This is a genomic window from Spiroplasma sp. SV19 (genome assembly GCF_030060925.1).
GTDB lineage: Bacteria > Bacillota_I > Bacilli_A > Mycoplasmatales > Mycoplasmataceae > Spiroplasma.
On sequence record NZ_CP045455.1, the window covers coordinates 335,805 to 362,100 of the forward strand.

Genomic DNA, 26,296 nt, shown 5'->3' on the forward strand with positions numbered 1-26,296 from the left:
GACGATAAAAATGATAAATAGGGTTAATACAAAAAATAGTATATATTTTTTATAGAAAATTAACAATGTTATTCTTTTTAATAATAATGATTATTACTTTCTTAATGAAATAATTTGGTAATTTCTATTATAAAATAATAAATATCCCTTATTTTAAGGGATATTTATTATTTTATCAAAGTATCTAAAAAATGATAAATGTCTTGATAATTTGGTTCTGAACTAACTGGTGATACTATTTGCAGATAAATAATTTGATTATTTTGATCAAGTACCATAACACTACGAGCTAGTAAATTATTAAATTCAAAGAATAATTTTGTTTTGTGGCCAAACTCACGATAGTTTGTATCTGATAATAAAATATGTTCGGGATTAATAAATGATTCACAAGCACGTTGTAAGGCAAATGGTAAATCTCGTGAAATTGTTATTAATTGGACAGCGGGATATTTGCTAATAATTTTTTCGTTAAATTGTTTTGTTTGTAATAAACAAACACTAGTATCAATACTCGGAACAGCAGAAATAACTTTATATTCTTTTTTAACATTTGTTAATTCAAAATCCTCTCATTTAATGGTATCTGCTTTAAATGTTATGTTATCACCAATTTTAATATGATCTGTTGCAATTAATGTTGCGACGTCGCCAGTCATTGTTCCTTTAGCCATAATTTCTGATCCCCCTTTTTATTTCTTTCGATAATATTATATCCTAAAATTTAATTAAGATAACAAGAAATTTCAAGCATTTTCAACTATTTCAATAATTTTTAGATCAGACAAATGATTATTTGGTGTTGTTGTTCGTTGTAGTAAACAAATAAATTCAATATTTTTCTTTTTATTACCTAATATTGGTGAATAATCAAGACCAATAATGCTAAAACCATTAGCAAGAGCTAAATTAATTACTTTTTTAATCACAAGTTGATGTGTTTCTTTACTATTTATTTTTCCCTTATTTACAGTGGCTCTTGTACTTTCAAATTGTGGTTTAATTAAGAAAAAAGCATAGTGCTCTAATAATAAAATATCTTTTAGTGGTGGAATAATTTTATCTAACGAAATAAAAGATACATCACAAGCAGCAAATTCAATTTGGTCAGGTTCAAATAATTGTCTTGTTACATAACGAAAGTTAGTTTTTTCTAATGAAATTACTCGTGGATTATTACGTAGCTTTCAAACTAACTGATTAGTTCCTACATCAAGGGCATAAACTTTTTTGGCGTTATTTTGTAATAAACAATCAGTAAAACCACCTGTTGATGATCCAATATCAAGACAAATAAGATCATCAACTTTTATTTGAAAGGTTACTAATCCTTTTGCTAATTTTTCCCCAGCTCGTGAAACATATTTTAATGGTTCACCTCGCAAAGTAATAGTACTATTAACATCTACTAAGTCACCAGCCTTTAAAGCTGGAACATTATTAATTAAAACATTATTAGCTAATATCATTGCTTTTGCTTTTTCACGGGAAGGAGCTAAGTTATGATTAACTAATAATTGGTCTAAGCGCATTTTCATTAAAATTTATTCTTCCTTTCACTTTGTTTTATTAAAGGCATGTTGATGCTTATGACGAAATAACAACCGTTGTTTACGGGTTTTTGCTGCACGATAAGTTTCTAAAATAGTATCCTGGGCTATAATATAATTTGTAATTTTCTTAAAAAAGTAAGCACCGTATGATAAAGATCATTGTAAGGAAATAAAATTTTTATCAATTTTTGCTTCAACAATTGTTGAATAATTACTAATAATATAATTACATTCTAACATTATATTATTGATATTATGATATTTAAAAAGATAATATGATGTTTGAGGCAGTTGGTATTTTTGTGTTAAAAATGCTAAATTTTTTGGAATAATTAATTGATGATTATCAAGATCAACGGTAACTTCTGTTGGTTTTCATAAAGGAATAAAATGAATTTTTGCCTTTAGGGTTAATAACCGTTGTTTAACATCATTAGACATTCGTCATTTCTTAGTTCATTTATTGTTTGCTCAATTATAATAATTAAATTTGTTATTTTGCATTCTATCACCTTTTTAACTACAGTAATTATACCAAATTTAAGAGTAAGAACAAAGATATCTTATTAGATGCTCTTTGAATCATTTTTAGTCTTTAAAAATTAAAGGAATGATGAATTTTAACCATTAAATGAATTTTATCTAAAATATAATTAGAATGGAAATCATTAGCTAATTCTTTAATTCATTCAGAATCATCGCCCATTACATTTAGGTTTTTATTTGTTAAATCAAAGCTATTATCAATAAATTTTCATAAAATATCTTTAAATTTATTTAAAGTAAATTCTTTTAAATTATTAGTTCTTAAATACATTAATAATCTTTTATTTTCCAAGAATTTATGTTTATCTGTTGATTTATTTCAATCAATGCTAGTATGCAAAAATGCTAATTGAATCATAGTTTTAACTAATTCCTTTTTGGCTTTAAATAAATTAGTATAAGTGTCATCTAAACCTAGATAAATAAATTCCTTATCAGTTTTATTTTTTACCCAGTGTATCTTGAAACTGTTTATTAATGCCGGTGATTTATAGACCAATTTCTTATCTCCTCATGTTAATCATTTATTCGTCAAGTTTTAAGACATGTCTAGAATTGAGCTCAATAAAAATAAAAAAAGATATAGATACTTATCACTATATTCTCTATTGTTATTTATTAAATTCAATTTTCAAAACGATAAATTTTATCAATAACAGTATTAATATCATTATCATAGAAAATGAATGGGACAATTTGCCCTGATTGGGCAGTGTAATTTCTAAAGTATTAACACTTGAACTAAGTTTAGCATTTGTTTTAACAGCTTTTAACGCTAAATCTTGCGATGGAAAATATATAAATTTACCTGGATTATTTACATCATCAATACGATAAACATTATATCGTCCATCCGAAATTGTTAAATCTCATGATCGTTTTAGATTTGGATTTCAACTATTAATTTCATTTTTATGAATAAATTTAGATGTTAATTGGATTTTATTTGTTAATTGTGCAATGGCATCTTGGGCACTACTTGTTGCTAATTCTTGGTTACCAAAAACGTCATAGGCCATATATTGCTTACGTAAAGTTTTGTTATCATTAATCAGCTCTTTTTCTTTGGCTTCTTGTAAAGTTTGTGCTAGCATTCTCCCATCACGATCAGATACATCTTGTTCTGGACCATATGAGTACATTATTTTAGTTTGAAAATTACCTTCTAAATATAAGAATTTATCTAATTGCTCTTTTGTTGCTAAGAAATCTGGTCTTAATTCATAAAATGTTTTGCCCTCATATTGAACTGGTTTTGCTAATAATTTTTCTTTAATTGGAACTCAATTTAAGTAACTTTCAATTAATGATTGGCTATAACCTTTATTATAGTTTACATCATAGGCTTTATCTTTATAAATAAATCCTTTTGTCCCTTGACCATCAAAGGTAGTATTTTTAATATAATTCCCTTTTTTAATATCATCGTAAGTTACTTGGCGATTATTATCTGGTCCAAAATTAGTTAAAACACTATTATAGTATTGATCATATCATTCCGAAAAGAATTTAGTTTTTTCCTCTGTTGTTATGTTTGCAGAAGAAAATACTCCTTTTTTCTCAGCTGTTACATCAATAAATTGGTCATCATGTTTATTTTCATTACTATATAACTTAATTTTTCCAACTGATTGATCAACAAAATTATAAGAATCTAAGTCCGGTGCTTTTGTTTTACCACCGGCATAACTTCATTTAGGAACTAAGTTAATTCTAATCTTAACCTCTTGGCCATCTTGAATTCCATCAAAATCATGTGTTTTATAAAATCGGCCAATAGATCAACTTCCTTCTGAACCTGTGTTTCAAGATACATTCTTAAATTTATTAATAAAATCAGCACCACTTTTTGCATTTATATTTCTTAATTCAACAGTAATAGATTTACCATTATCATAATCTGTTCCATTTAAGAATTTTCCATTTTTATCATAATATTGTACCGTAACTCGATTAGAACCAGTTCCAGCAATTGATAATTTATATTTCGTTTCTGTTTTAGTTACTGAATCATAGTAATCACCATTAAAGTCTTTTTTAAGATCTTTTTTTAGTAAATCATAGATTAGTTTACTGTCTCCTTTTTCAATAATTGGTTTAACTAGTGGCTTATTTGTTAATGACTGATTAATATTCGCATAATAACCTTCATCCATTAATGACACTAAAGCATTAATGTCTTTGTCATTGAAAGCATTATAGTATTGATTTTTAAACATGTAGTATATTGATTTATTAATTTTCATATTATATTTTTCGTTGATTTTAGCTTCTTCTGGTGAATCAAACCAATAGAATCCATCATAACTATATTGGGGTTTTACTAATCCCGCATTAGTATAAGTATCCAAAGCTGCTTGACGAGTATAGGCAATATTTCCAAAAGCATCTCGATATAATTGCTTAAAGTTATCTAAATTAGCATCATAAATTTTTGTATCATCTAATGTCATATGTTCATAATTTTTAATTATTTTATTTGGATTAGATGAAGTAATTAACGAAGTTACTTTATTGTTTTGTAATAAATATTCATTTAAAGCTTCATCCGAATAAAATGTTTTACCATCATATTCACTATAACTAACTTGTCCATTAAAAATACGATTAGCCAGAATATCATCTGCTAAAACTTGTTCATTAATTTTTCTTTCATTAGTAGTTCCCACTGTTGAGTAATAAGTTACTGATGTAATTGATGGAGATACTGATATGATTGATGAAGCTATTAACATTAATTTTAACATTTTAATTCACAACCTTTCCCTTGACTTCACTTGCTTTCACAGGTTCTAAGTTTGCATTTACTCATGCAACAAAATCATTTTCAGAAAAGAATTCGTGTTTACCAAATCCAAAAGTATTTGATGTTGCATCAAAGTTTAATACTTGATAATTAATATGATTCATTAAATAATCTCATGCTTGTTCATATGACATAAAATATTTTAAATCACCATAGTAATTCATTTTATAAACATCAAAGTTTATACCACTATATTCCGATAAACTATCATATTCTGAAGATATTATTAAATCACTATTAATAATTTGTTTTTGATCAATAACTTCATTCTTATTAATAAAATCAATTATTTCTTCTTTAGTATCAGTAATAATTTCTTTCCCTGTTCTTGTTTTATAGCTATATGAAACATTAAAATTAGATTTAGCAACATTTTCTGCTAAACTAGTTAATGCTTCTTGCCTTGTTGCAAAATAATGACCAAATCCATCTAAAAAGAATTCTTTCTTATTAGGTTCATAATATAAACCAAAGATTTGATCAACAAATTTATTTTTTTCTTCACTTAATTTTGTATCATAATCAGTTTGATTAATACAATTTTGATCGTCTGTTGTTGCTCCACAAATATTTGCATTACTAATTTCTGATGGTAAAATATATGGAATATCTTTTGCCATAATATTTATTAGTAATTTTTTATTTGGTACATATCTTTCTGGATGTAAATATATTTGTTCAATTAAATCTTTCTTAGCCGCTTCTTTTGATAAATAATAATGATCATTAAATTCATATAATTTTTTATCTTTAACACTACCATCGCTTGGTAACATATACTTTAATGGTGATTGTGTTAATTCAGTTACTTTTGAATTCGGCTGTGCTGAAGTTAATTCAATATTTAAAATTGGAATTTTAAAAGTTGGTACAACATAGTACAATGAATTATTTTGATCAATTTTAAATTCTATTGTTTTTAATGAAATAAAACTTAATGTTTTTGATAATTCTCATACTCCCGTAATAATATTTGCAATTGGAATTGCTCCAACATATGAACTAGGTGCTTTAAAAGTATCAGGTTTAATATGTAACTTATCTAAAACAACATCCATATTACTATTCACTGAATTTTTTAATTCACTATTCAATTTTTTACGACCTTCTTGAATTGCTTTATCACTACTATTATTTGAACCGTACAAATCCTTAAATCCCCCAGCAATAGATGCTCCTGCACCAATAACATTCATAATGTTATCAACTGCTGATTGAATATTTTCAACAATGTTTAGAATTGCTCGACGTTCACTATTTTCTTCATAAAATGCTGCTTGATTTAAAAACATGTTATAAACATCATCAAATGATATTTCATTGTTAAGTAAAACATCTGCCCCTTTGTTATCATCTTGATTAGTATAATCTAATAACACTGACATAGTTTCCTTATTATTATTTAATATTTCAACAATCATTTCTTTGAAACTTTTTTCTAATATTGTTGCTGTATTTTCTACTGATGAAGCATATACTTTAACAAAAGTTAAGATCCGTTTCATGGCTACTAATAATTTATGAAAATCATTGAAACTTGGATCAGAGATATCTTCTAGTCCAATTGTGGCATCAGCAAGAATTTGATTAGGAATTTTTAAAAACTTAATAAGCTCATCAAAATCATCAGTTGTTTGCTTAGACAATATATTATTGGTAGTTAAAAAGTCTAAAAAGATTTTAAAATTTCTTTTCTTTCATCCATATTGCACATTTTGTTTTTCATACAGATAATCACTTAACTGTGAAAATGGTTGCATTGCTGCTCCAATAAAAAATAATGACGGTGTAAATGAACTAACTTCATTAAACTTTGGAACACTTGGCAATTGTTGTGCTGTTTCAACATATTTAGGTCCAATAAAAAATCCATCATTTGAATCACCTTTATCATGTGAAATTCAATATGAACTTTTATCAGGATCTACTACTTCTTTAACATATTTATCAACAGTATATTGATCAATATTGTTCATTACTGTTTTAAAATCTGAAAAGTTATAATCTGAAAAGTATTGGCCTTGATATTCAAAACCATTTTTCACACTACTTCTTAATCAATTTTTAATTTCTTGTTCTGTCTCACAAATAGCACCTTGAATATAACAAGTAGTTTTACTATTTGCATTGTCTTCTAATTTTTTCTTAATTGAATTTTCATATAACTCTCTTGCCTCATACTCGTTATAACGAATATCACCCTCAATGTTATATATTTTTTGATAGTTTTGGAAAGTACTTAGTGCTTCATCTTTATTCAGATATGCACTACCATCATTTCCTTTATAAACTGTTAATGGTTTTTCATATGATGCTGTCAAAACATCACGTGATAACTCTCCAGCGCTATTAATAGTGTACTCATCTGGATTTCTAATAGTTTTTACCGTACTAATTGAAAACTTATCTTTCAAATGATTATTTAATGATTCACGATTTTGGAACACTTCACCATCAAATAAATAATTATTGGTATTATATCCTAATGATCTTGTATCAGCATTATTCATAGCATAACCAATTGCATTTGATCTTGAGCTAAAGATTTTGCCATCAAATTTATAATATACTTGTTCTTCGGTTTTATTATTTGCTAATATACATCCTGTCGTGATTCCAGTTGCTCCCAATAATACAACTGTTGAAATTAAACTGATAAATCGTTTAGATTTTCAAATTGGCTTTTGACCAATATTAAAAATTTTATCAACTACTTCACGAGCAGACAAAGTTTTTTTCTTCATAAGTACATCCCTCTGTTTCTATTAAACATAGGAAATAGCTAAAGCTAATTGTTCATTAATGGTAATGTCGGACACAACATCACCCTTTTTTAATTTTACTTCAACATTTATAACCAACATATCTTTGTCATAATATCCTGGTTTTGACCCATAAACATATTCCAATTTCTTATCTGCTTTAATCTCAGATGTTAAAACTGCTCTAACCAGCGAAATATCAATATCCATATCGTCTAATACTGAAGGCATGCATTTTATCAAATCTTCTACATTGTTTTCTTCTATAAAGCTATCATAAAGACTTTTTAATAAAAATTTCTTATTTTTAATAAAAATTTCTTTATCAACATAAATTTGTTTAATTAAATCTTGCTCTGGAAAATCAGCTTTTTCTAATTCTATATATGGAATAGTGTATCCCATCATTAAAAATTTTTTATACTCACCATCATATGCCACTATTGAGCGACTATTATTTAACATTCCAGATAAATAATTTAATCTTGTTTTATCATCACTAATAAATGATTTTTCCTTAAATGACATTTCATTTTGATTATCCATCCCTTCAATTACAAATTGTCCAAATGATGAACCATCATAAAGAGAAAGCATATCTGAAGTTGGATCTCATATTGGGTTACTTGCCTGCAAATCAGATGCTGGAATATCTTGCAATTGTTCTAAGTTATATCCCACATCATAATTAAAAGTTGTTTTTGTTTGTTCCTGAATGCTTAATCTTATACCACTAAAACTCTTAATAGTAACTGCTGCTGAAAGCGAAAAATACGGGTACATTCTTAAAAGATTTGGAATATCTTTTATTAATTGCTTTGTAACTAAATCAGTAACCAATTTATTAAATAGTGTCCATCGACCATTAATAATACTATTAGAAAAATCTTCAATTTTTTCTTTTGATTCGCTGTAGTCAATAATTCAGTTATCATCAAAATTAATTGGTTTTTGTAAAGATTTTTTGATTTTATCATGAATAGTTTCAGTATGATTAACTGATGGTGTACAACTTACTACTGTTGTTACACTAGATGTTGTTAAAACAGCTAACCCTAAAATTGACAATAATTTTTTCATTAATCATTTCCTTTCTATCTTTTGTTATTATTAGCTTTAATATTTCCGTGTTTATACGTAATATATCTTAGTACATGTTTGATATTTTGATACTTTAATAAAATGTATTTATTAAATTAAGTAAGCCCCTCTACGATAAATAATTTAAATTCTAATACATAGGCTTTGGGTATATTAGTCATAGGAAACAGTTGAAATATGTTTACTACTAATCATGGTTTTCATTTTAAAGCGTTGTGATTATCATATTTAACTTTTGCTATTGCTTTAATATTTATTTGTCTAATAATTATTAAACTACTAGTAAATTTTGAGAAAACATGACATGAATTTATTAAGACACCAAATAAATTATGGCTACTTATTTTTTTACCAATGGGGATTAATGCTATTGGACGTTTTATTTTGGCAAAACAAAGTCCAGCATCTTTAACAGTTGGATGAATTTATCAAGCAGGAATGACAATATATTTTTTGGGTTTCTTTTTAGCTGTTATTTTTTGATTCTTTTGAGTATTTCAACACATAACATTTTTGAAATTAAGATTTGCAGATCCAAGTTGATTACTTCCAACCATTGGCCTTATTACTTGTAATATTATTAATGTTAAATATCTTGGTAGAAAATATATAATTTTTTTACAAATTCTATGATACATTGTTTTAATTTTATTGATTTTTTTAATTTTATTTATTTGATTAGGATATTTATTTTTTAATCGAAATAAACAATTTTTAGCTTCGTTTCTAATTTTCTTAATAACATTAAATGTTGTACTAATGCTAACTTATAATTATAATTTTGTGGAAGTAGAAAAAAATCAGGCTTCCCATATTATCATTTTAATTCTTGGTAATGTTCCCCTACTCGCAAGTCTTTTGTTTTATATTTTAATCCTAAAAACATTAATTAGAAAAAAGTTTAATATTAGTTTGATATCTTATATTTTCCCTATCGCAATTTCTTCTGTTGGTAAAAATATGTATGGTGAATATTTAACTTATATAATTAATAGACCACTGTTCCAAGAAACATTAATTATTTCTTTTCGTTGTTGAGCACTAATTGAACTTTTAATAGCTACAATAATTTTTGTTTACTCATTTTGAAACTTATGTTGCAATTTTATTAGCAATAAAAATAACAAAACTAGTTTAACAAACTATTGTAAATAATGAGTGTAATAAATATGACAATAGCATAATTTTGTATTGGCAAATAACATCTTTAATAATTGTATGCAAATTATTTACTTTATTTTTGCAAAAATTTGAAACAAAATTGATACTTTAATAATTATAATTAAAAATATTGTTAACAAATTAGAAAAGAATATAATGAAAGTGTAAATAATATTTATGGAATTGCATATAAATATTTTTACCAGGAGATGATATATAATGTTAGGATATAAAAATATTTTGGTTGGTGTTGGAGCAATTGCCTTGGCAACTACACCAGCATTAGTATTATCAAATTCGTCAAATATTCATAATAAATATAATAAGGTTGAAAAAAAACTTGGTCAAACAACAACACAAGCATTACAGTACCAAGCATTTTATCAAGATAATAAATTAAATAATACGTTGACAAAAGTTAAAAATTTAAAAGATGGTGTTAATGAATGAGATTATTACTTTGTTTATTCACACTTATATTTAAATCATAGTTTGACAACAACAATTCAAAATGATTTAGGATCAGTTGGTGGTGTTGTTGCTGCTTTATTAGCTGCTATTCCAGAAATTGCCGCTGTTGCGGGAATTGTCGCTGCAATTTTGATTGCCCAATGATATATTTGAAATATTCCATCATATGATAATGGAAATGGTGTTGGAATTAATTTAATTGGGATTGTTCCAAATGTCATAACATCAGTGTGAGCACAATAATTATTTTTTATTAAAATAACAATTACACCATATTTATTATTTTTATCATTTCACTTAAAATGTTTTAACAACTTTTTGAATTTCTTCATCATATTGATCAATTAATTCATCCGGTGCTAATGAACTTGTTGGAGCGACTTTTGTTCCAGCAACTAAAATTGGTTTATTAACTGTTGCTCCAACGAATTCTCAAGTTCCTTTTAAATATTCAGTATGGTTTCCTCATGGATATCAACCAAAAGGTGCGCCTTGTGTAGTTAAAATTTGCACTTTTAAATGTGGTAATAATCCAATCGCATCCCCTTTTTTTGAATATTTATATGAAAATGTTTTATTGGCAACTAACACATGATCTAAATAATTTTTCATTAAACCAGAAACATTAAAGTTATTCATTGGACAAACCACAATAACCTTTTGTACTTCTTTTAATTGATTAATATAAACATCAGCATCTTCGGCATTAAAATAACTATCAAAGTTATCACGTGTTAATGTTTTTAATGCCATTGCGGTATTATTTAAATCTAAATGAATAATTTCATCATCTGAATTTAATGCTTGATAATGTTTAATAAAACGAGCCGCTAAAGCTTTTGAATATGATTTATCATCAGGACTAACAGTTCCATAAATTACTAATACTTTATTTGACATTGTTATCTTTCCTTTCTGATATTATTTTATCATAACTCAAGATTGGGTTTTGCAATGATTATCATTTTAGGCAAATCAAGATGACAATTGTTGATAATTTGCATATAACGGACTATTTTCGCCAGGATTAATTATTGTCATTTCGGTAACATATTTATTAACAATAGCATTAAAACTTTGAATCGTATCTGCATTTGGCGTAATTTTTCCTAATAAATAAATGTTTTTTAAGGTTGTATAAAATTTATTTCCGTTTGTTAGAATAGTTGAAAAGTCACTATTGTTGCTAGTAGTTTCACCATATTCACGAAGTTTGACAAAATAATAATAGGGATTACTTTCATCATTTGGTTGAGAAGTCATCATTGTTTCAATAGCTGCCCCATTAAATGATTGATTAGAGTTGTTATTTTTTCAATTAGTAACAGATTGATTAATATCAGTTCAAGTAATTTTGGCTTCAGGTAAATTATTAGTGTTTTCATCAATTTTATCAACAATTGGACCAATAATTTCATTAACAACATTATTTTTTTCATTATCAGATAATCCATTTAAAGCATCATCAATATTATTAATAAAATTATCAGAATTAGAAATTTCATCAATAATATCTGATAATGATGAACTATTTTTTAAAGTAATTGCCATTCAGAACCAATACGCAATCGCATCTCCAGATTTCTGGACTTGTCAAGATGGCAATCAATTAAACATTTTATTAGCAGCACTATGGCGGAATTGATTAGGATATTTATCATTATCATTCTGTGTTGCATTAATCATTGTTGGTAAATCTTGTGAGAAATTATTTTTGTTATAAAAAACATTTGTTGAAAGTAAGTTTGTTAAAAAATAAGTAAAAATCATCATTGTACAAAAACCAAACACCGCCCCTAAAATATAATTAATTGGCCGATTAATTTGTACTTTTTTAAATTGCTTACGAAGAACTGGGATATAAACTGAAAACAAAATAGTGTTAGTTCCAATAATTCATACTCCATATAAAATAATAATTGCTAATCAATTTGCCACAATAATGGAAGCAGTTTGCAATTGAGGAATATTATTAAGCAATGGTTTAATAGCATTATTTAAGCTATTTCCCAAAGGAGGAATAATTAAAGGCGCGATAAAAAAGAGAATAACTAACAGAATAACATTTGCGCCCATAAAATATAACCCACCAAGAGTTTTAACTAAAAGACCAATTATTAGTCCAAGGACTAATAAGACAAAAATTATAACTTGTCATAATACGACAGGACCAATATTAATCATCGCTTCCCCCAACCTTTTTTAATACTTAAATTATACTATATTTAATAAAAAAAGAAAATCTTATTTTTTAAGATAAGATTCCTGTTATTTTGTTTTTAAAAGGATTACGAGCTGGTTGTTTGACTCACTCTTGTCAGTCACCATTAAAGGCACGCATAAAGTCTCATTCACGAAGATAATTTAAACCATGCGAAGTAATTGTCTTTGCACTTGGTTGTTGATTATTAAACCCTTTATCATCATTTACTGACCACATACTAATAAATGCTAAGTTTTCGTCATGTGCTCAGTTATAAAGTTCTTTTGCATCTTCTAATGTGAAAACGCCTTCAACAGTATCATTAACACCAATCATTGGTGTTACACCTAAGAAACGGTTTAATATTTTATTATTAATATTAACATTATATACTTTATTAATAATTTCTTTTAAATTGCGACGAGTACTTATTGTTGTCGCTTTTGCTAAATCAAAATTTGTTTGACCGTGGTTACGAGCTTGTGCATAAATTCCATCACCATAGTCCATTGCCATAATATTAATTATTGGAAGCACATCTGAACTTAAGCCTTGTTTTTGATATTCTTCAATAAATATTTTTACTAATTTTTTACAAATATCAGTTAAACCATCTGGCATAACTGGTAAAGTTAAAGAAAAAGTTCATTTAGGATTATTTTTTTTCATAAAAGCTAATGTTTTAGCTAATAATCGATTTTCTTTTAATGTAAATTGTGCTGCTCCTTCAATATCAAAATCTAATGACATTGGCATATTTGCGCGAGCTGCTTCTGGATTACTATAACCGGCTAAAGTTGCTAAGTTTTGATTAAATGCTGTAAATCTTTCTGCTAAGATACTAACAGCAGTATCCATGTTAGGTTCATTTTCATTATAATACTTATTATAAGCGACATTTCAAGCATTTTCACCAGGATTATGCCCCGTTGATAACCCACCATATGAAACACGTAATTTATCAAAGGTTTTATGTTTAACAAGTGGATCTAATACTTTTTGTTTTAATTGGTTTTGTTCTCAATATTCGTAACCATCATTTCCAGTTTCAATTCCCGCAATTGAAAAGTCTAAGTAATTGTTATGGTTTTTAACTTGTTGAACAAATGATAATGTTAAAGCTTCAAAATTATTAACTTTATTATTAAAATTAGGAACATTTTGTTGAGTATAATCAGGGGCTTGTTTACCATTAATCATACCGTGAAGATCGTTTCCTTCTCATAATCCATTATCAATGTATGGTGTAAAATAAGTTGAACTTACTGCGTTTGTTTTAGTAGTAATATGGTTAGCAGTTGTTCCGTTTAAACGGTTTGGATTAGCTTCATCTCATGAAAAATAACGATTTTTTCTTGCTTTTCAAAATTCTTTGGGATCTGTTGAACTGTCTTCTCCCCCACTTCAATTATCTGAAGGATTGGTATATTGGTCTAAATCTTGATTGTTTCGAATAATTCGATCATAATCTAATGCTCCTGATAATGCTAAAATTTGATTACGGTCAGTTACTTCATTTGGAGCTACTATTTTTTGACCACTTAAAATTTTTGAATAAGTAAAAGCCTCATATCCTGTTCCTGAACGAATATTTTGATCTAAAGGATTTTGATCAGCATTTCCTATGTCATTTGCTTGAAAATGAGATGGAAAATCACGTGAAATGTAGAACATTGACATATCAGCCATTCCTTTTGCCAGAGCAAACTTGCGAATTTCAACAGCATCTGTGGCATCAAATTTATATGATGGTAGTTCTGCTCGAGTTCCAATTCATGGCGTAACACCCATGCGATTATAAATTAATTGGTCATTTTGAGTTGCTGGATTTTCTGGTGAAAAGACACTCAACATTCCTTTTCAAGTTTTATGAGTTGCTTCAATCGCGGTTTTTAAAGCAGGAACTTCTCAACGATCATTAATTGTATTATTCTTATTTGGTTGTAAATATGCAGAAACTAAGTTTAAAGTAAAGTTAAGTCCTAAAAAACGGGTAAATTCATATAATGGATAAACATCACTCCCAACTTGTTTTTTTGAACCATTATATGGTGTATTTTCTGGAGTTGGAATAACTAACCCATCATTTCCGGTAATAATTGATAATCGAATTTGATAGTTTTGATCTTGTTCAAGTAAAATTTTTAATGCGCCAGCTAAAAGTCTTGTTGATTCAGCATATTCACTATTAATGCGATTATAAGGCGCAGCAAAATAAAAATCAAATGATTTTGTTTGATATTTGTTTGAAATTTCACTAAAAGCATTCGCTAAGTCAAGTTCAGTATAATTGTTTAAATAAGCAGTGTGTCAAAATGAATTAGCAAATGGTCCAAAGGAAATTGTAATATCTTTTTGTAGATTAAGACCATTTTGCTGTCATTTATCTAAACGATCTTGATATCATTTTCCGGATTGATTACTATCATGAACAGGAGTTGCATTTCAAGCTGGTGCTAATTCAGGTAAACTACTATCGTTTTGCATAAAACCTAGGACAAATTTAGATGCAATTCCCTTATTTTTAAAATATGCTAAATCATTATAAATAATTTGTTCACCTTTTCGTTTTTCAATTGATGCTAACGCTTCTTTTCGATATGCCCCATTAACTCCTTTATCTTTTAATAAATACTCAACGTTATCTTCTACAATTCCAATATCAACATAAGGCTTATATTCTAAATCACGGATTTTATTATCCAAAATTTTGTTTGCTAAAGTTGATTTAAGAACCTTTGTTGTGGTTGGCATTGTATATGAATATGTACTTCTGCTTATTAATGATTGCATTTGTTTTGAGTTTAATTTTGAAAAATCAGTATTAATAATTGAGTCACTATTATTTAAGCGTGATCAGTATTTTTTGTGAAAAATATTTTGTTTTAAATCATCGCGTGTTTTTTTACTTGCCTACAAGCAATAATTGAACTTGCAGAACCGCTTAAAATAGTAATACACCCTAAAATATACAATATTTTCTTCATTGCTCTTTTCCCTTTCTGTGGAATTTTATTATTGTATGTAAATTGTAAATCCAAGTGCAACAAATCTATTAACTTAATAATATCATAAACAATTTAAAAAACAAAAAATTTTACTCCCTCGCAGCCTTCGGTTTTGGTAAACCAAATTTCGAAAGGGGGCAAAATTATGACAAAAAAAATAATCAAAACACTTCGCATTGCAATGATTATTATCAATATTATATTACTTTTCTTATAAATGTCAATTGTTTAACGAGAGAACTACGTTCTCTCTTTTTTGTCAAATTTTACCTAGTCCCTTTCAAAATTTTACCAAAACCTACGCACTGCTCGTTTCATCATTAAACTTTCTAATCTTTAGTTAAAAAATTGAAGAAATACAGTTTTTGCAGAATTTCAATTAAGACATGGCCGTGGTTTCTCGTTTATTATGTTAACTATTTCATCATAATATTGCTGTGAATAAGTATCTAAGTCAATTCCCTTAGGAAATCAATGTCTTAAATCATCACGATTAATACGTTCAACAATAGCTTTTTGTGTTGGTGTTCCTGAATTACAAAAGTAAAGATTAGAATTAGTTATTTTTTTCTATTTCTTTTCACTCACTAAATTCTTTACCTTGATCAGTTATTATTCCTTTAATACATTTTTTCAATAATCGATTTTTGAAAATATCTTTTAAGGTTTTAACAACTTCACTAGCTGTTTGTTCTTTTAATTTTTACAAATCGTAAATTTAGTAACTTCTTCTGTTAACGTTAAACAAGCTGATTTATGATCTGCTCCAACTATACAATCCATTTGAAATCAACCAAATTCATTTTTACTATGCTTAGCTTCTACAATAGTTTTATAATTAGATAATTTTCCACGATTATCTAATGCTTTTTATTTTTCTTCGTTTACCGTGAAAATATAAATGTTTCTTGTTCAAATTAAACAATCCTAAATAAATATATTTATATAAAGTTTTAAAACAAATCGGAAACTTAATTCCAAATTTATGTTTATATTCATAACAAATAATTTCTGGTGATCAACGAAATTTATTATACTTTTCATCTAACCAAATTAATTGTTCATACGAAAATTTAATATGTTTAACTGACTTTTTACGGTTTTTAAGATACTTTTTGTGAGCTTTAATAGGATTATATTCTTCATTATAAAACCGATTAATTTCACGTAAAATAGTACTTCGATGTTTATCCATTGCCTTTGCTATTTTAGCCAAATTTGGTTTACCATTTTTCTTTTGAAACAATCTTGATACTAATAATTGACTTAATATAACACGCTCATCAACACTGAAATGTTTATAACTCATTATTTAATACCTTTCTAAAATTTTTGTTATAATGATTATATATTTAACAAAGAAAGGAACAAATATATGAAAAAAATATTAAGTATTTTAGGAGCAATAAGTTTAACAACCATTACTACTTCAAATTTAATATCATGTTCAAAATAACACAAATAATAATGATAATAATATACCAAACCACCTTATAATCCAGAATTACCACCAGAAAATAGCAGTTGAAAATTAATTCTACCATCTGAATTTATTAATGAATTTCAAAAGCCAAATAATAAATGATATATTGGAATTTTTCCAAAAATGTGATCACTAGGGCAACCAGTAAAACCATATAAAGTTTTTAAAGCTAATAATAATGGTAAAGATATTAATGTTTATGGTCGTTTTGGTGATGGTATTTATACTTCAAATGATATTATTTATCGTTGAGATAATAATAATGAGCCTATTAAACCTGATATTAATTCTGATACAGGACAAATTACCAATTGAAAAGGATAAAAAGGAACTTTATAGTTCCTTTTTATATTAAACGTACAAATTTCATAAAAATAATTAATAAGAATATATTTGTTATTGTACTATACAATGCTGGACTAAATTTTCACACTTCAAATGTTTGATTAAAAAAACTATATATTGTTTGAAAAATGCGACCAACACCACTTGCTAATTCATTTACTTGTTTTACACCAGGAATATTATTTACAATTCATATTGCAGCATTTCGCATGTGACAAGCTAAATTATATCAACTACAACTTTCATACTGTGCTTGTCATCATTGTCCATCAGGGAACAAGCCACCATTATTTATCTCTTGTCAATTATAAATTCCAAAATTAAAATCATAATATCGATACATATCATTTTCTTTTGAGCTAATAACTCAAAGACATTATAACCAATTTTTTGTTCTTCAATTTTTTTATATTTTAAACCATATTTATCTTTTAAAGTACCATCAAAAATATAGCCTTCATTCTGATTAATATTATAATCACTTGAAACTGAAAAATCATAATTAAAAATGTTACCGTGCTTCGTAGTATAAAAACGATTTTTAAATGCTGAATATAATTTAATATCTAATTGTTTATATTTATCAGAAAAATAAAAATAACGTGGATAAATTTTAAAACCATTATTAGCTAATAAACCATATTTTTATTATAACCTTGAACATAAGTATTATTTTCTAGATCAAAAATTGTCCGCAAATAATCCTTATAAAAGTTTTGTGAAACAGTAAACATACTATTCAATATTTTTTCAAATTGATTTTTATTAGTATTATTTTCATTAATTAAAACATTTCTGAAATTAACTAATTTTAAACCAAAAAAGTTAATTAAAACAGTATCATATTCTAAATTATCAATATAACCACTTTCAATAAAATTACTACGATTTTGGAATACTGGTACTAAAGCATGTGCAAAAAAGCTTTTAAAAATTTATTAATCTCAATTTGACCTTTCATCTGTTCAAAAATTACTTTATTAGTATTTGGAGTACTACCCGGATAATAATTATAAGTTTCAGCATTAAAATTAAATGTATCTTCTTTTTCTTTCATAAAAGAAAATAAAAAACCTAAATCATCAGTATATCGATAACTATTATAATCATATCCATTTCAATATTGTTTTAAATGAGTTAATTCTAAACTCCCAGCTATAATATTTTTACGTTCATCAATCGTTAAAATCATTCGATAAATTGATTTTCTAGTTATAGTATTATTATTAATTTTATCTAAATTATTAATAATTTCAAAATCAAAAATAATTCTTTGACTACCCAATCTTGGATCATCATAATCTGGATTACCACCTTGTTGTACTCTAATATTTTCTTGCACAATTACATTAATATATTTTAGCAAAAAGAACGTACACTTTCCCAATATTCAGTATACCATTTAAACTGTCCTGTATCAGAATTAATATCAGGTTTAATAGGCTCATTATTATTATCTCAACGATAAATAATATCATTTGAAGTATAAATACCATCACCAAAACGACCATAAACATTAATATCTTTACCATTATTATTAGCTTTAAAAACTTTATATGGTTTTACTGGTTGCCCCAGTGATCACATTTTTGGAAAAATTCCAATATATCATTTATTATTTGGGTTTTGAAATTCATTAACAAATTCAGATGACTTAATTAATGTTAAATACATAAAATTTAATTGAATTTGTTGTAAATTACCAACACTTTTTTCTAACTTATTTATAATCTCAACAGTATTAAAATACTTAGCAAAAGAATAAGAAAAATTAGTTAACTCTTTTAAAAATTGTTTTTATCAATGTCATAAAATTTATCAATATTATATTGTTTAGCATAAGTATCTCAATTCTTATATAAATCCATAAATTCATCACTTGGCTTGTCAAACGAAACCCCGGTTGAATAACTATCCTTTAAAAAGTCTAAATATCACTTATCATTATAAGTTAATGTTCGTGATGTTTTTAAAGTCGGATTAATAAAATAATTTGTTTCTGATCAATTCTCAAAAAAGGTACTTCGTAAAAACATTGTATTAATAAAATCTGTTTCATTCATTCCTGTTGCTTGTTGCTTAACAGTATAATTTTGCTGATTTAATGGTTTAAACGCTGTTAAAGTAATAAAAGGAATTACTAGACTTAAAAAACCTAAAATAACTATTAGAGATAAAGATAACACTTTTTTCATACTAAACTACTCCTAACTATATAACGTTTTTGACACAATAAACCCAACAATATATAAACTTGATATTGTCAACATTAAGGGATGACTAAATAAAATTGCCATTTTACCAAACAATGAAAGTAACCAGGTATCTGAATTATACAAATCCATAATTATATTTTTGCTGACGTCAATTGGTTTATAATAACCGTAATAAAACCTGTCCCAAAAATAGCGATTGCTGCAACTAATAAAACTAATTTAATCATTATTTATTAATTCTTTTAAATGCAGCTTCACGAGTTTTAGCTTGCTTAGCTAAATTTGATAGCTGTTGTTTATTACGATTACTTTTAAACTGTTTACGTTCTTTAAAATGTTTTTGTAAACCTTGTTTAGTATCAGAAACACCACGAGCAGTTGCAGAATAAACATTTGAAACACTAGTTTGAACAGTTGAACCTAAATCATTATATTGTGTCGAAGTACCATGTATAGCATAAATTGATAATTTCACAACCATAAAAAATATAATAAAATAAGCAATAGTAGTATTTGTCATTGGTAATTTAGTATTCCAAATTACATCAAAAATAAACAAAAATATATCAAAAATAAATGCAAAAATCTTATCCCAATTACTATTTTCAGCTAACATATTAACCATTTTTATCACTTCCTTTTTCTTTTTTAGGTTTTAAATTCTTTTTAAGAATATCAATATCTAATAACTCTAAACGTTCTTTTATTGTTAAATCTTTAAGTTGGGTTCAATAATACTCTTTAGTAACAGGAACATCATCATTTTTTAAATCACGAACAAATGATAATCATTTACTTTCATATTTTTGGGCGATTTCTAATGGGATAATTATTTTAAAAAACCGAATTCCTAATCCAACATCAGATCTATGTTTTGCACGTTTACCTTCCGCTGTACGTTTGACAGATTCTGTTTTTCAAATTTCATAATCAGTAATATCTTGAAAAATACCAATTCGCATAATAAAGAATCTATTAAAAAAATTAATTCCTTTTTTAGTAATAGGTTTTTTAAGGGAAATAGGAATAATAATTCCACTAGCTAATTGACGGATATTATTTCAAAGCATACCTTCGCGTTGTGCAGTAAATAAAGCACGATGTCCAAAATGTCTTGCCAACACAATTCAAGGAATTTTGCCACGGTGAGTTACTTTTTCATCATGCGGGCTTGTCCCATCAATATACAAAAAACTCTCATCAAACAAAATTAAACTGTCATCAGGGGGAACTGCTTTTGTTCGATCAGTAAAGTCTAAATTTTTAAATGTTAAAACTTTAACTTTATCATCTTCTAATGGATAATTACTATAAATCTTATCTGTTAATAATTTCATTGTTTCTGATAAATAAGTTAAAAGTAATGTTTTTCCAGTTCCTAATTTACCAATAATAACTGACAACGGGTTATCTCAAACAAAATTTACTAAACGAAAAGCATTTAACTGATAAAAATATTTTTCATAATCACCAAATAAAATAAAGACATTGCAAAACAAATAATAATCAAAATATTAAACCAGTATAATTTAATGAAACAATTCAAATTAGCAGATCAATTAAACTAAATAAAACCATTGAACCACTAATATAACAATAATTTTTTAAGAAAAATATAAACTTTTTCATTTTACCTCCAATAGTTATTTATAATTAAACTAGTATTATTATGGTTTTCTCTCCCCACAAATCAAAAAGGAGAGTGAATAAAATATTTTTAGTATTTTTTATGAATACTACGGGCATTTACACCAATAATGCCCTATATATTATTATTTTTAGGTTCTAATCCTTTTGGAAAAGAATTATTCATATTAGATAAAATAATATGATTATTCAATACAATAGAAATTAATGACCTAACATTTATTTGATTTATTATTATTTCAGTTTTAATAGGAGCAGGAATAATAATCAAAAGAATAATATCAATATTTATATAAAAGTTTGTGGGGAGAGAAAACCATAATAACAACAAAATTTAATTACTTAAGACAACTAACTATTTTGAAAACCATTCACAACAAAAACCAAGTTAAAAATAAAATAACAATTCAAACACCAACCATAAGAGTTAAATATTCATTTTGAGTTAAATTTCAAGTTGTAATTTCTTCAACTTTAGATTTATCTATAAACAAAAAGACATGAACAAAAAACTCTTTTAATTTTTCTCAATCTTTTGCCATATTTAAAAACTTAAAATTTTTTGAATAACTTTAAAAAAAGTACCAAAAAATAAAATTATAAATAATACAAACGACAAAACATATAAAAATTCCGGAGCATTTGAACCAATAATATAACTTACAAACTGTACTCAATAATCATATAAACTCATCTTAATTTAAGTCTTCTCAATCATTAAATAATTCTTGTTCTTGTTCAACACTTCAGTTTGTTAAATTATCATTATTATTCTTTATTTTTATTTTTAGGTTCATCAGGATAAAGAGCTTTTTCATACGGGCAAAATAATTTTGTTTATATTGATCGTACAAATTTATCAATTCTGTTCCAGTTAAATATTTTCAAATATATCGTTTCAAATTTTCATCATATTTAAAAATAGGATAAGAATTATCATAAATCAAACCAATAGCTACTTGATTAGAATGTGCTTTACTAGGATAAATAAACCTATTACTCAACCAAAAACCAATATGTCGATTATGATTAGGCAAATTTATAAAGGAAGCTTTTTCTGTTGTAAAAACAATAAACTCTTTTAGAATAAAATAATTTGCTACATTAATATTTTTTTTATAAAAATTCACACAATCACCTTACTTTCACACATATAATTCATTTTTACTAGTATTAATACCTGCAAATCATTTACTTTCAATTATTTTACGAAAAGATTGAAAACCATTAAAATTTATAAATCATTCAATATCAATAGTCTTAATAATATTAAAAGGAGTAGGCGACTTATTATAATTTGGTTTCTGATACATTATTCAAATCAACTCGCTTTCGATTGCACTGCATAGAACAAACGTTTAACTTAAAATATAAACGACCAACAAATTTCCTATTTAAAATAGAGTAACAAATTTGACATTTCCTTTTAATAAAAAATATTCAAATTCCTAACATAATTTAACACCACCCTTATTAATACAATCTAAACTAGGACACAAAATCATACGACAAACAAAATTTTTATTTCTTTTGCCTTTTTCAACTTCCAATTTGCAAATATCACAACTATATTCTTGACACTCACACATAATTAATCTAACTCCTTAAAATTTGTAACAATTAGTTCTTGGCCAAGTTTTGGTTTTCTATTATGGCAATTACTAGAGCTATATACTCACTCAAATTCAGAAATATTAAATTCTTTAAACAACTCTTTAATGAATTCAGAATTATCAATACTTAAAATTCACTTTCCTTTAATCTTTAATATATTTTCTTTAAACTCTTGAAAATCAATTTTTGAATGCTTATATGGTTTTCCCTTATTGTAATAATATGGTGGGTCTAAATACCAAATAATATTTTCGTCATTACCATATTTATTAATAATATCTTTATAGTCTGAATTGAAAAATTTAATATCATATTTAGGATTAACCAATAGCTTTCTAACATTTTCAACCCTTTTTAATTTATTAATATTAAAATTTTGTTGTAATCTTTTATTTGTCCAAGTTCCTCATTCTTTACCATTGAAAGTTAAAGCATTTTTCATTAGAAACTTTTCTCCTTCATTTAAACAATAATCATCTAGCATTTTTCTTTCATTTCATTAATACTTTTTGAATTAGGATATGCTAGTTTTTCCAAATAGTCTAATTCAATAAAATGGATTCCTTGTTGTCAAAAATAAATTAAATCACTGTATAAATCATTGAAAATTACTTTTGTACATAACTGTTGATCTAACACATTTAAACCAACTGAAGCACCGCCACAAAATAGATCAATAAATATATTAAATTTACCCGGCAAAAATGATTTAATTTTATCAAAATGCTTTGCCTTTCCATCAGGTCAAGATAATGGGCTAATAAATTTCATAAGTTATTTAATCTTACTTTCCATTTCTTGCACAATATACTGATAAAAACTCATTTCTTTTCGAATAATATTAATCGATTCATGATGAATTTTATATTGATCTAATTGAATTAAAGTAGCTTGCATAGTTTTAATTTTCATTTTAATTTCATCTAACAAATCTTGCATAACTATTCCTCCAAACTTTCATATTTTGTGTTGTCTTTTAACATTCAATGTATTTTAGTACAAGCACCACAAGATTCTAAAAGTTCAAAATCACTTTTCTTTAATTGTTTTCATCTTTCTTATATAATTCATCAGTATAAATTGCGTTATCATACTTTAATTTTTCAATTTCTTTATCTTTTTCATCAAGTTTATTTTCATAAAAACTCTTTACTTTTTCTAAAATTTGTTCTGATCATTTTTAGAAAATACTTCATCTGCTTTGTATCCACTTAATTGTTCCTGATATTCTTTCAACATTTCATAAGTTGCCTTCAAAACATCTGGTGCCATATTATTAGGTCACTTTGTAAAATCTTGACCACAAACTGAAATTATTTGCTCGATACTATCTATAATTTTTTTCATAAAAATACTCCTTAAATTACTGTAATAACCAATGTTGTATTAATGTAACTTAGTATTGTTAAATAAACAATGTTAATAAACAATGTAATAAAAAACAAAAATACAAAATTGGCACACTGAAAAATACTATTAAACAAGTTAATAGTTAATATAAAATTAAATAATCACATAACAAAGCTAGTGTGCCTTAGCTAATGTACATGATCAAGAAAAATACTAGAATCCTTTAACCATAACTCTAAAGAAATTCAAAATCTTAACAATAACAAAAATGGCAAATGGAATTAAAATAATTCAAGCATCACCAAGAAATGCCATTAACTGTGGTAAAACCGCATAAACAGCTTCTTTAACTTTCATCATAGCTTGTCCAATACCACTTCACATAGAACCCATTCCATCAGAAATAGTAGGTGTATCTACTGCTAAAAAATTAATTGCTGTTGTTAAATAAATTCCCAACATTATTTTTTATCCTCCTTACTTTCAATTTCTTTCTTTTCTTTATTTTTTCCTCGAATTTGGCGAACTTTCTGATAAATTGACAAACCAATTCAAGCAAAAATACCTAGTAAAATAAGAATACTAAATATTCATGTTAACCATACTGGCATAACTTAACTCCTCCTAAAAATTAACCCCGCGACACGCTTCGCGTGTTCGCTACGCTCAAAATAAACTATATTGAATAAATTATCCGCGTAATTTATTAGCGGATAATTTATTCATTTTCTTTTACATTATTAATTACTATCTTATTTACAGTATTAATAACACTATCTTTTCCATACTTAGTTACTAAGGACCGCAAAATAAAATAATGTTTCTTTTCCATTAAAAAATCAACTCCTTTCCGAGTTGATTTGTTGCACTTCATATTACAGTTTACAAATACAAAAAAAAAAAAAAAAATATTCTTAAAATTTTTTGTTTACTTTAAAAATATTTCTTAATTTTAAAATACGTTAACGCCCAAATCCACCTGAACCAGAACCAGGACCCATTCCAGGCCCAGGCCCAGGTAAAAATTTTTGACTATTTTTATATTGCTTTTTCCGTAATTTTCGATTTGTCGTCATATTGGGCGGTAAAGTAATATTTAATTTTTGAAGTAAGAAATCAAATGAAAATTCAACTTCACTAATTTTTGTAATCTTGATTCGTTTCTTTAAAGCATACTGGGTAACATAATATAAATGTAACGGGGAATTTAATACAAAATTTAAAGAATTATTTGTCTTGTCATATCAATTTGGCACCCGATTAGAGTTAAAATAACGGATCATGGCTTGTGGATTATTAGTAACAAGAAAGTAGCTGTTTTTAATATTAAAAGCCGCTAATTGACCACTATAAATTTGAGTTCCATTCATAACCATAGTAAATTCATCAATATACTCTTTAATTTCATCTAGTAAATGTGAGGAAAAAAAGACTGTTTTTCCTCGTAAAGTTAACTGTTTTAAATAAAAGATAATTTTTTTCCGATTATTAATATCTAAACCAGCTTCTGGTTCATCTAAAATTAAGATTTCGGGGTCATGAATAATTCCTTGAATGATCATAATTCTTTTCTTCATTCCTGATGAAAAAGAATTGACATCTTTGTCACGATGTTCTCATAATTCTAATGATTTCATCAAATATTCAATTCGCTCACGTAAATATTTTCCTCGTAAACCATTTGTTTTCCCCATATATTTTAAAAAGTTATACGAACTAATGTTTTCGGGAAAAGTAATAAATTCTGGCACATAACCAATCATTTTTTTCATTCCAACTTTGGTTGCTTTATTACTAAAAATTGAGATATCACCCTTAAAACCTTTTAATCCACCAATTAAAGATTTAATAAAAACTGTTTTTCCACTTCCAGAAGCTCCTAAAATCGCATGTAATTTTCCCCGACCAACATTAAAATTAAAAGGGCCAACAACACTATTTTTAAATTTTTTGATAAAATTTCGTGATGAGATTGCAACTTCACTCACAACTAAGGCATTATTATTCATTTCTTAGCCTCCCCTTTCAAT

25 protein-coding genes and 4 pseudogenes are annotated in these 26,296 nt (G+C 26.2%); 4 read left to right on the plus strand and 25 right to left on the minus strand.

What is annotated here, in order from left to right:
• Window positions 1-167: 167 nt before the first annotated feature.
• The 7 genes from E7Y35_RS01585 to E7Y35_RS01615 form a co-directional block, all read right to left on the minus strand.
• Window positions 168-674, minus strand: coding sequence for a redoxin family protein (locus E7Y35_RS01585; RefSeq protein WP_283272607.1), 507 nt, complete (start codon window positions 672-674; stop codon window positions 168-170).
• Between the two features lie 54 nt (window positions 675-728).
• A complete protein-coding gene (locus E7Y35_RS01590) occupies window positions 729-1,538 on the minus strand; it encodes a TlyA family RNA methyltransferase (RefSeq protein ID WP_283272608.1) in 810 nt (269 codons plus the stop codon).
• A 6-nt stretch (window positions 1,539-1,544) separates the two neighbouring features.
• Window positions 1,545-2,057 carry a hypothetical protein gene (locus tag E7Y35_RS01595; protein WP_283272609.1) on the minus strand — a complete coding sequence of 171 codons (513 nt, stop codon included), beginning with the start codon at window positions 2,055-2,057 and terminating at the stop codon, window positions 1,545-1,547.
• A gap of 91 nt (window positions 2,058-2,148) precedes the next feature.
• Window positions 2,149-2,598 carry a hypothetical protein gene (locus tag E7Y35_RS01600; RefSeq protein ID WP_283272610.1) on the minus strand — a complete coding sequence of 150 codons (450 nt, stop codon included), beginning with the start codon at window positions 2,596-2,598 and terminating at the stop codon, window positions 2,149-2,151.
• Between the two features lie 112 nt (window positions 2,599-2,710).
• Complete coding sequence (locus tag E7Y35_RS01605) at window positions 2,711-4,846, minus strand: hypothetical protein (RefSeq protein WP_283272611.1); 2,136 nt, start codon at window positions 4,844-4,846, stop codon at window positions 2,711-2,713.
• Between the two features lies 1 nt (window position 4,847).
• Window positions 4,848-7,649, minus strand: a complete 2,802-nt coding sequence (locus tag E7Y35_RS01610; protein WP_283272612.1) for a hypothetical protein — start codon at window positions 7,647-7,649, stop codon at window positions 4,848-4,850.
• A 21-nt stretch (window positions 7,650-7,670) separates the two neighbouring features.
• Window positions 7,671-8,747, minus strand: a complete 1,077-nt coding sequence (locus tag E7Y35_RS01615) for a lipoprotein (RefSeq protein WP_283272613.1) — start codon at window positions 8,745-8,747, stop codon at window positions 7,671-7,673.
• A 198-nt stretch (window positions 8,748-8,945) separates the two neighbouring features.
• Here E7Y35_RS01615 and E7Y35_RS01620 point away from each other — a divergent pair, with 198 nt between their 5' ends.
• Together E7Y35_RS01620 and E7Y35_RS01625 are read left to right on the plus strand one after the other, a co-directional pair.
• Complete coding sequence (locus E7Y35_RS01620; RefSeq protein WP_283272614.1) at window positions 8,946-9,923, plus strand: SLAC1 family transporter; 978 nt, start codon at window positions 8,946-8,948, stop codon at window positions 9,921-9,923.
• Window positions 9,924-10,148: 225 nt separating this feature from the next.
• Window positions 10,149-10,643 carry a hypothetical protein gene (locus tag E7Y35_RS01625; protein WP_283272615.1) on the plus strand — a complete coding sequence of 165 codons (495 nt, stop codon included), beginning with the start codon at window positions 10,149-10,151 and terminating at the stop codon, window positions 10,641-10,643.
• Between the two features lie 54 nt (window positions 10,644-10,697).
• On the opposite strand, the gene E7Y35_RS01630 is transcribed toward E7Y35_RS01625, so the two are convergent.
• The 4 genes and pseudogenes from E7Y35_RS01630 to E7Y35_RS07120 all read right to left on the minus strand — a co-directional run bounded on the left by E7Y35_RS01630 (window position 10,698) and on the right by E7Y35_RS07120 (window position 16,920).
• Entirely contained in the window at window positions 10,698-11,300 is a 603-nt protein-coding gene (locus tag E7Y35_RS01630; RefSeq protein WP_283272616.1) for an FMN-dependent NADH-azoreductase, read from the minus strand.
• Between the two features lie 66 nt (window positions 11,301-11,366).
• Complete coding sequence (locus tag E7Y35_RS01635; protein ID WP_283272617.1) at window positions 11,367-12,584, minus strand: hypothetical protein; 1,218 nt, start codon at window positions 12,582-12,584, stop codon at window positions 11,367-11,369.
• Between the two features lie 67 nt (window positions 12,585-12,651).
• The gene (locus E7Y35_RS01640; protein WP_283272618.1) at window positions 12,652-15,396 is read right to left on the minus strand and encodes a glycoside hydrolase family 18 protein; all 2,745 of its coding nucleotides are present in this window, start codon (window positions 15,394-15,396) and stop codon (window positions 12,652-12,654) included.
• A gap of 551 nt (window positions 15,397-15,947) precedes the next feature.
• Window positions 15,948-16,920, minus strand: a pseudogene (locus E7Y35_RS07120) (IS30 family transposase).
• Between the two features lie 66 nt (window positions 16,921-16,986).
• Between E7Y35_RS07120 and E7Y35_RS07125 the strand changes: the two are divergent.
• Both E7Y35_RS07125 and E7Y35_RS01650 read left to right on the plus strand, forming a co-directional pair.
• Window positions 16,987-17,067: a lipoprotein gene (locus E7Y35_RS07125; RefSeq protein ID WP_502957513.1), complete on the plus strand. Its 81-nt coding sequence runs from the start codon at window positions 16,987-16,989 to the stop codon at window positions 17,065-17,067.
• A 150-nt stretch (window positions 17,068-17,217) separates the two neighbouring features.
• Window positions 17,218-17,418 carry a hypothetical protein gene (locus E7Y35_RS01650; RefSeq protein WP_283272619.1) on the plus strand — a complete coding sequence of 67 codons (201 nt, stop codon included), beginning with the start codon at window positions 17,218-17,220 and terminating at the stop codon, window positions 17,416-17,418.
• Window positions 17,419-17,440: 22 nt separating this feature from the next.
• Here the strand turns inward: E7Y35_RS01650 and E7Y35_RS01655 are convergent.
• The 14 genes and pseudogenes from E7Y35_RS01655 to E7Y35_RS01720 all read right to left on the minus strand — a co-directional run bounded on the left by E7Y35_RS01655 (window position 17,441) and on the right by E7Y35_RS01720 (window position 26,275).
• Window positions 17,441-19,634, minus strand: a pseudogene (locus E7Y35_RS01655) (spiroplasma phage ORF1-like family protein).
• Window positions 19,635-19,646: 12 nt separating this feature from the next.
• Window positions 19,647-19,882, minus strand: a pseudogene (locus E7Y35_RS07130) (hypothetical protein).
• Window positions 19,882-20,280: a hypothetical protein gene (locus tag E7Y35_RS01665; RefSeq protein ID WP_283272621.1), complete on the minus strand. Its 399-nt coding sequence runs from the start codon at window positions 20,278-20,280 to the stop codon at window positions 19,882-19,884. Before E7Y35_RS01665 ends, E7Y35_RS07130 begins: the two are co-directional and overlap by 1 nt.
• Window positions 20,273-21,284: pseudogene (locus tag E7Y35_RS01670) on the minus strand (hypothetical protein). Before E7Y35_RS01670 ends, E7Y35_RS01665 begins: the two are co-directional and overlap by 8 nt.
• Before the next feature lie 356 nt (window positions 21,285-21,640).
• Entirely contained in the window at window positions 21,641-21,844 is a 204-nt protein-coding gene (locus E7Y35_RS01675; RefSeq protein WP_283272623.1) for a DUF2649 family protein, read from the minus strand.
• 153 nt (window positions 21,845-21,997) lie between these two features.
• Window positions 21,998-22,432, minus strand: a complete 435-nt coding sequence (locus E7Y35_RS01680) for a DUF3627 domain-containing protein (RefSeq protein ID WP_283272624.1) — start codon at window positions 22,430-22,432, stop codon at window positions 21,998-22,000.
• Between the two features lie 9 nt (window positions 22,433-22,441).
• Window positions 22,442-22,615, minus strand: a complete 174-nt coding sequence (locus tag E7Y35_RS01685) for a hypothetical protein (RefSeq protein ID WP_283272509.1) — start codon at window positions 22,613-22,615, stop codon at window positions 22,442-22,444.
• A gap of 278 nt (window positions 22,616-22,893) precedes the next feature.
• Window positions 22,894-23,358, minus strand: coding sequence for a DNA adenine methylase (locus E7Y35_RS01690; RefSeq protein ID WP_283272625.1), 465 nt, complete (start codon window positions 23,356-23,358; stop codon window positions 22,894-22,896).
• Window positions 23,359-23,393: 35 nt separating this feature from the next.
• Window positions 23,394-23,687, minus strand: a complete 294-nt coding sequence (locus E7Y35_RS01695) for a DNA adenine methylase (protein WP_283272626.1) — start codon at window positions 23,685-23,687, stop codon at window positions 23,394-23,396.
• A 3-nt stretch (window positions 23,688-23,690) separates the two neighbouring features.
• A complete protein-coding gene (locus tag E7Y35_RS01700; RefSeq protein WP_283272511.1) occupies window positions 23,691-23,855 on the minus strand; it encodes a hypothetical protein in 165 nt (54 codons plus the stop codon).
• A gap of 219 nt (window positions 23,856-24,074) precedes the next feature.
• A complete protein-coding gene (locus E7Y35_RS01705; protein ID WP_283272627.1) occupies window positions 24,075-24,263 on the minus strand; it encodes a hypothetical protein in 189 nt (62 codons plus the stop codon).
• A gap of 216 nt (window positions 24,264-24,479) precedes the next feature.
• Complete coding sequence (locus E7Y35_RS01710) at window positions 24,480-24,728, minus strand: hypothetical protein (protein ID WP_283272513.1); 249 nt, start codon at window positions 24,726-24,728, stop codon at window positions 24,480-24,482.
• On the minus strand, window positions 24,728-24,877 hold the full coding sequence (locus E7Y35_RS01715; RefSeq protein ID WP_283272514.1) for a hypothetical protein: 150 nt from the start codon (window positions 24,875-24,877) through the stop codon (window positions 24,728-24,730). The genes E7Y35_RS01710 and E7Y35_RS01715 overlap by 1 nt, the downstream gene beginning before the upstream one ends.
• Window positions 24,878-25,228: 351 nt before the next feature.
• Entirely contained in the window at window positions 25,229-26,275 is a 1,047-nt protein-coding gene (locus tag E7Y35_RS01720; protein WP_283272629.1) for an ABC transporter ATP-binding protein, read from the minus strand.
• Window positions 26,276-26,296: the final 21 nt, after the last annotated feature.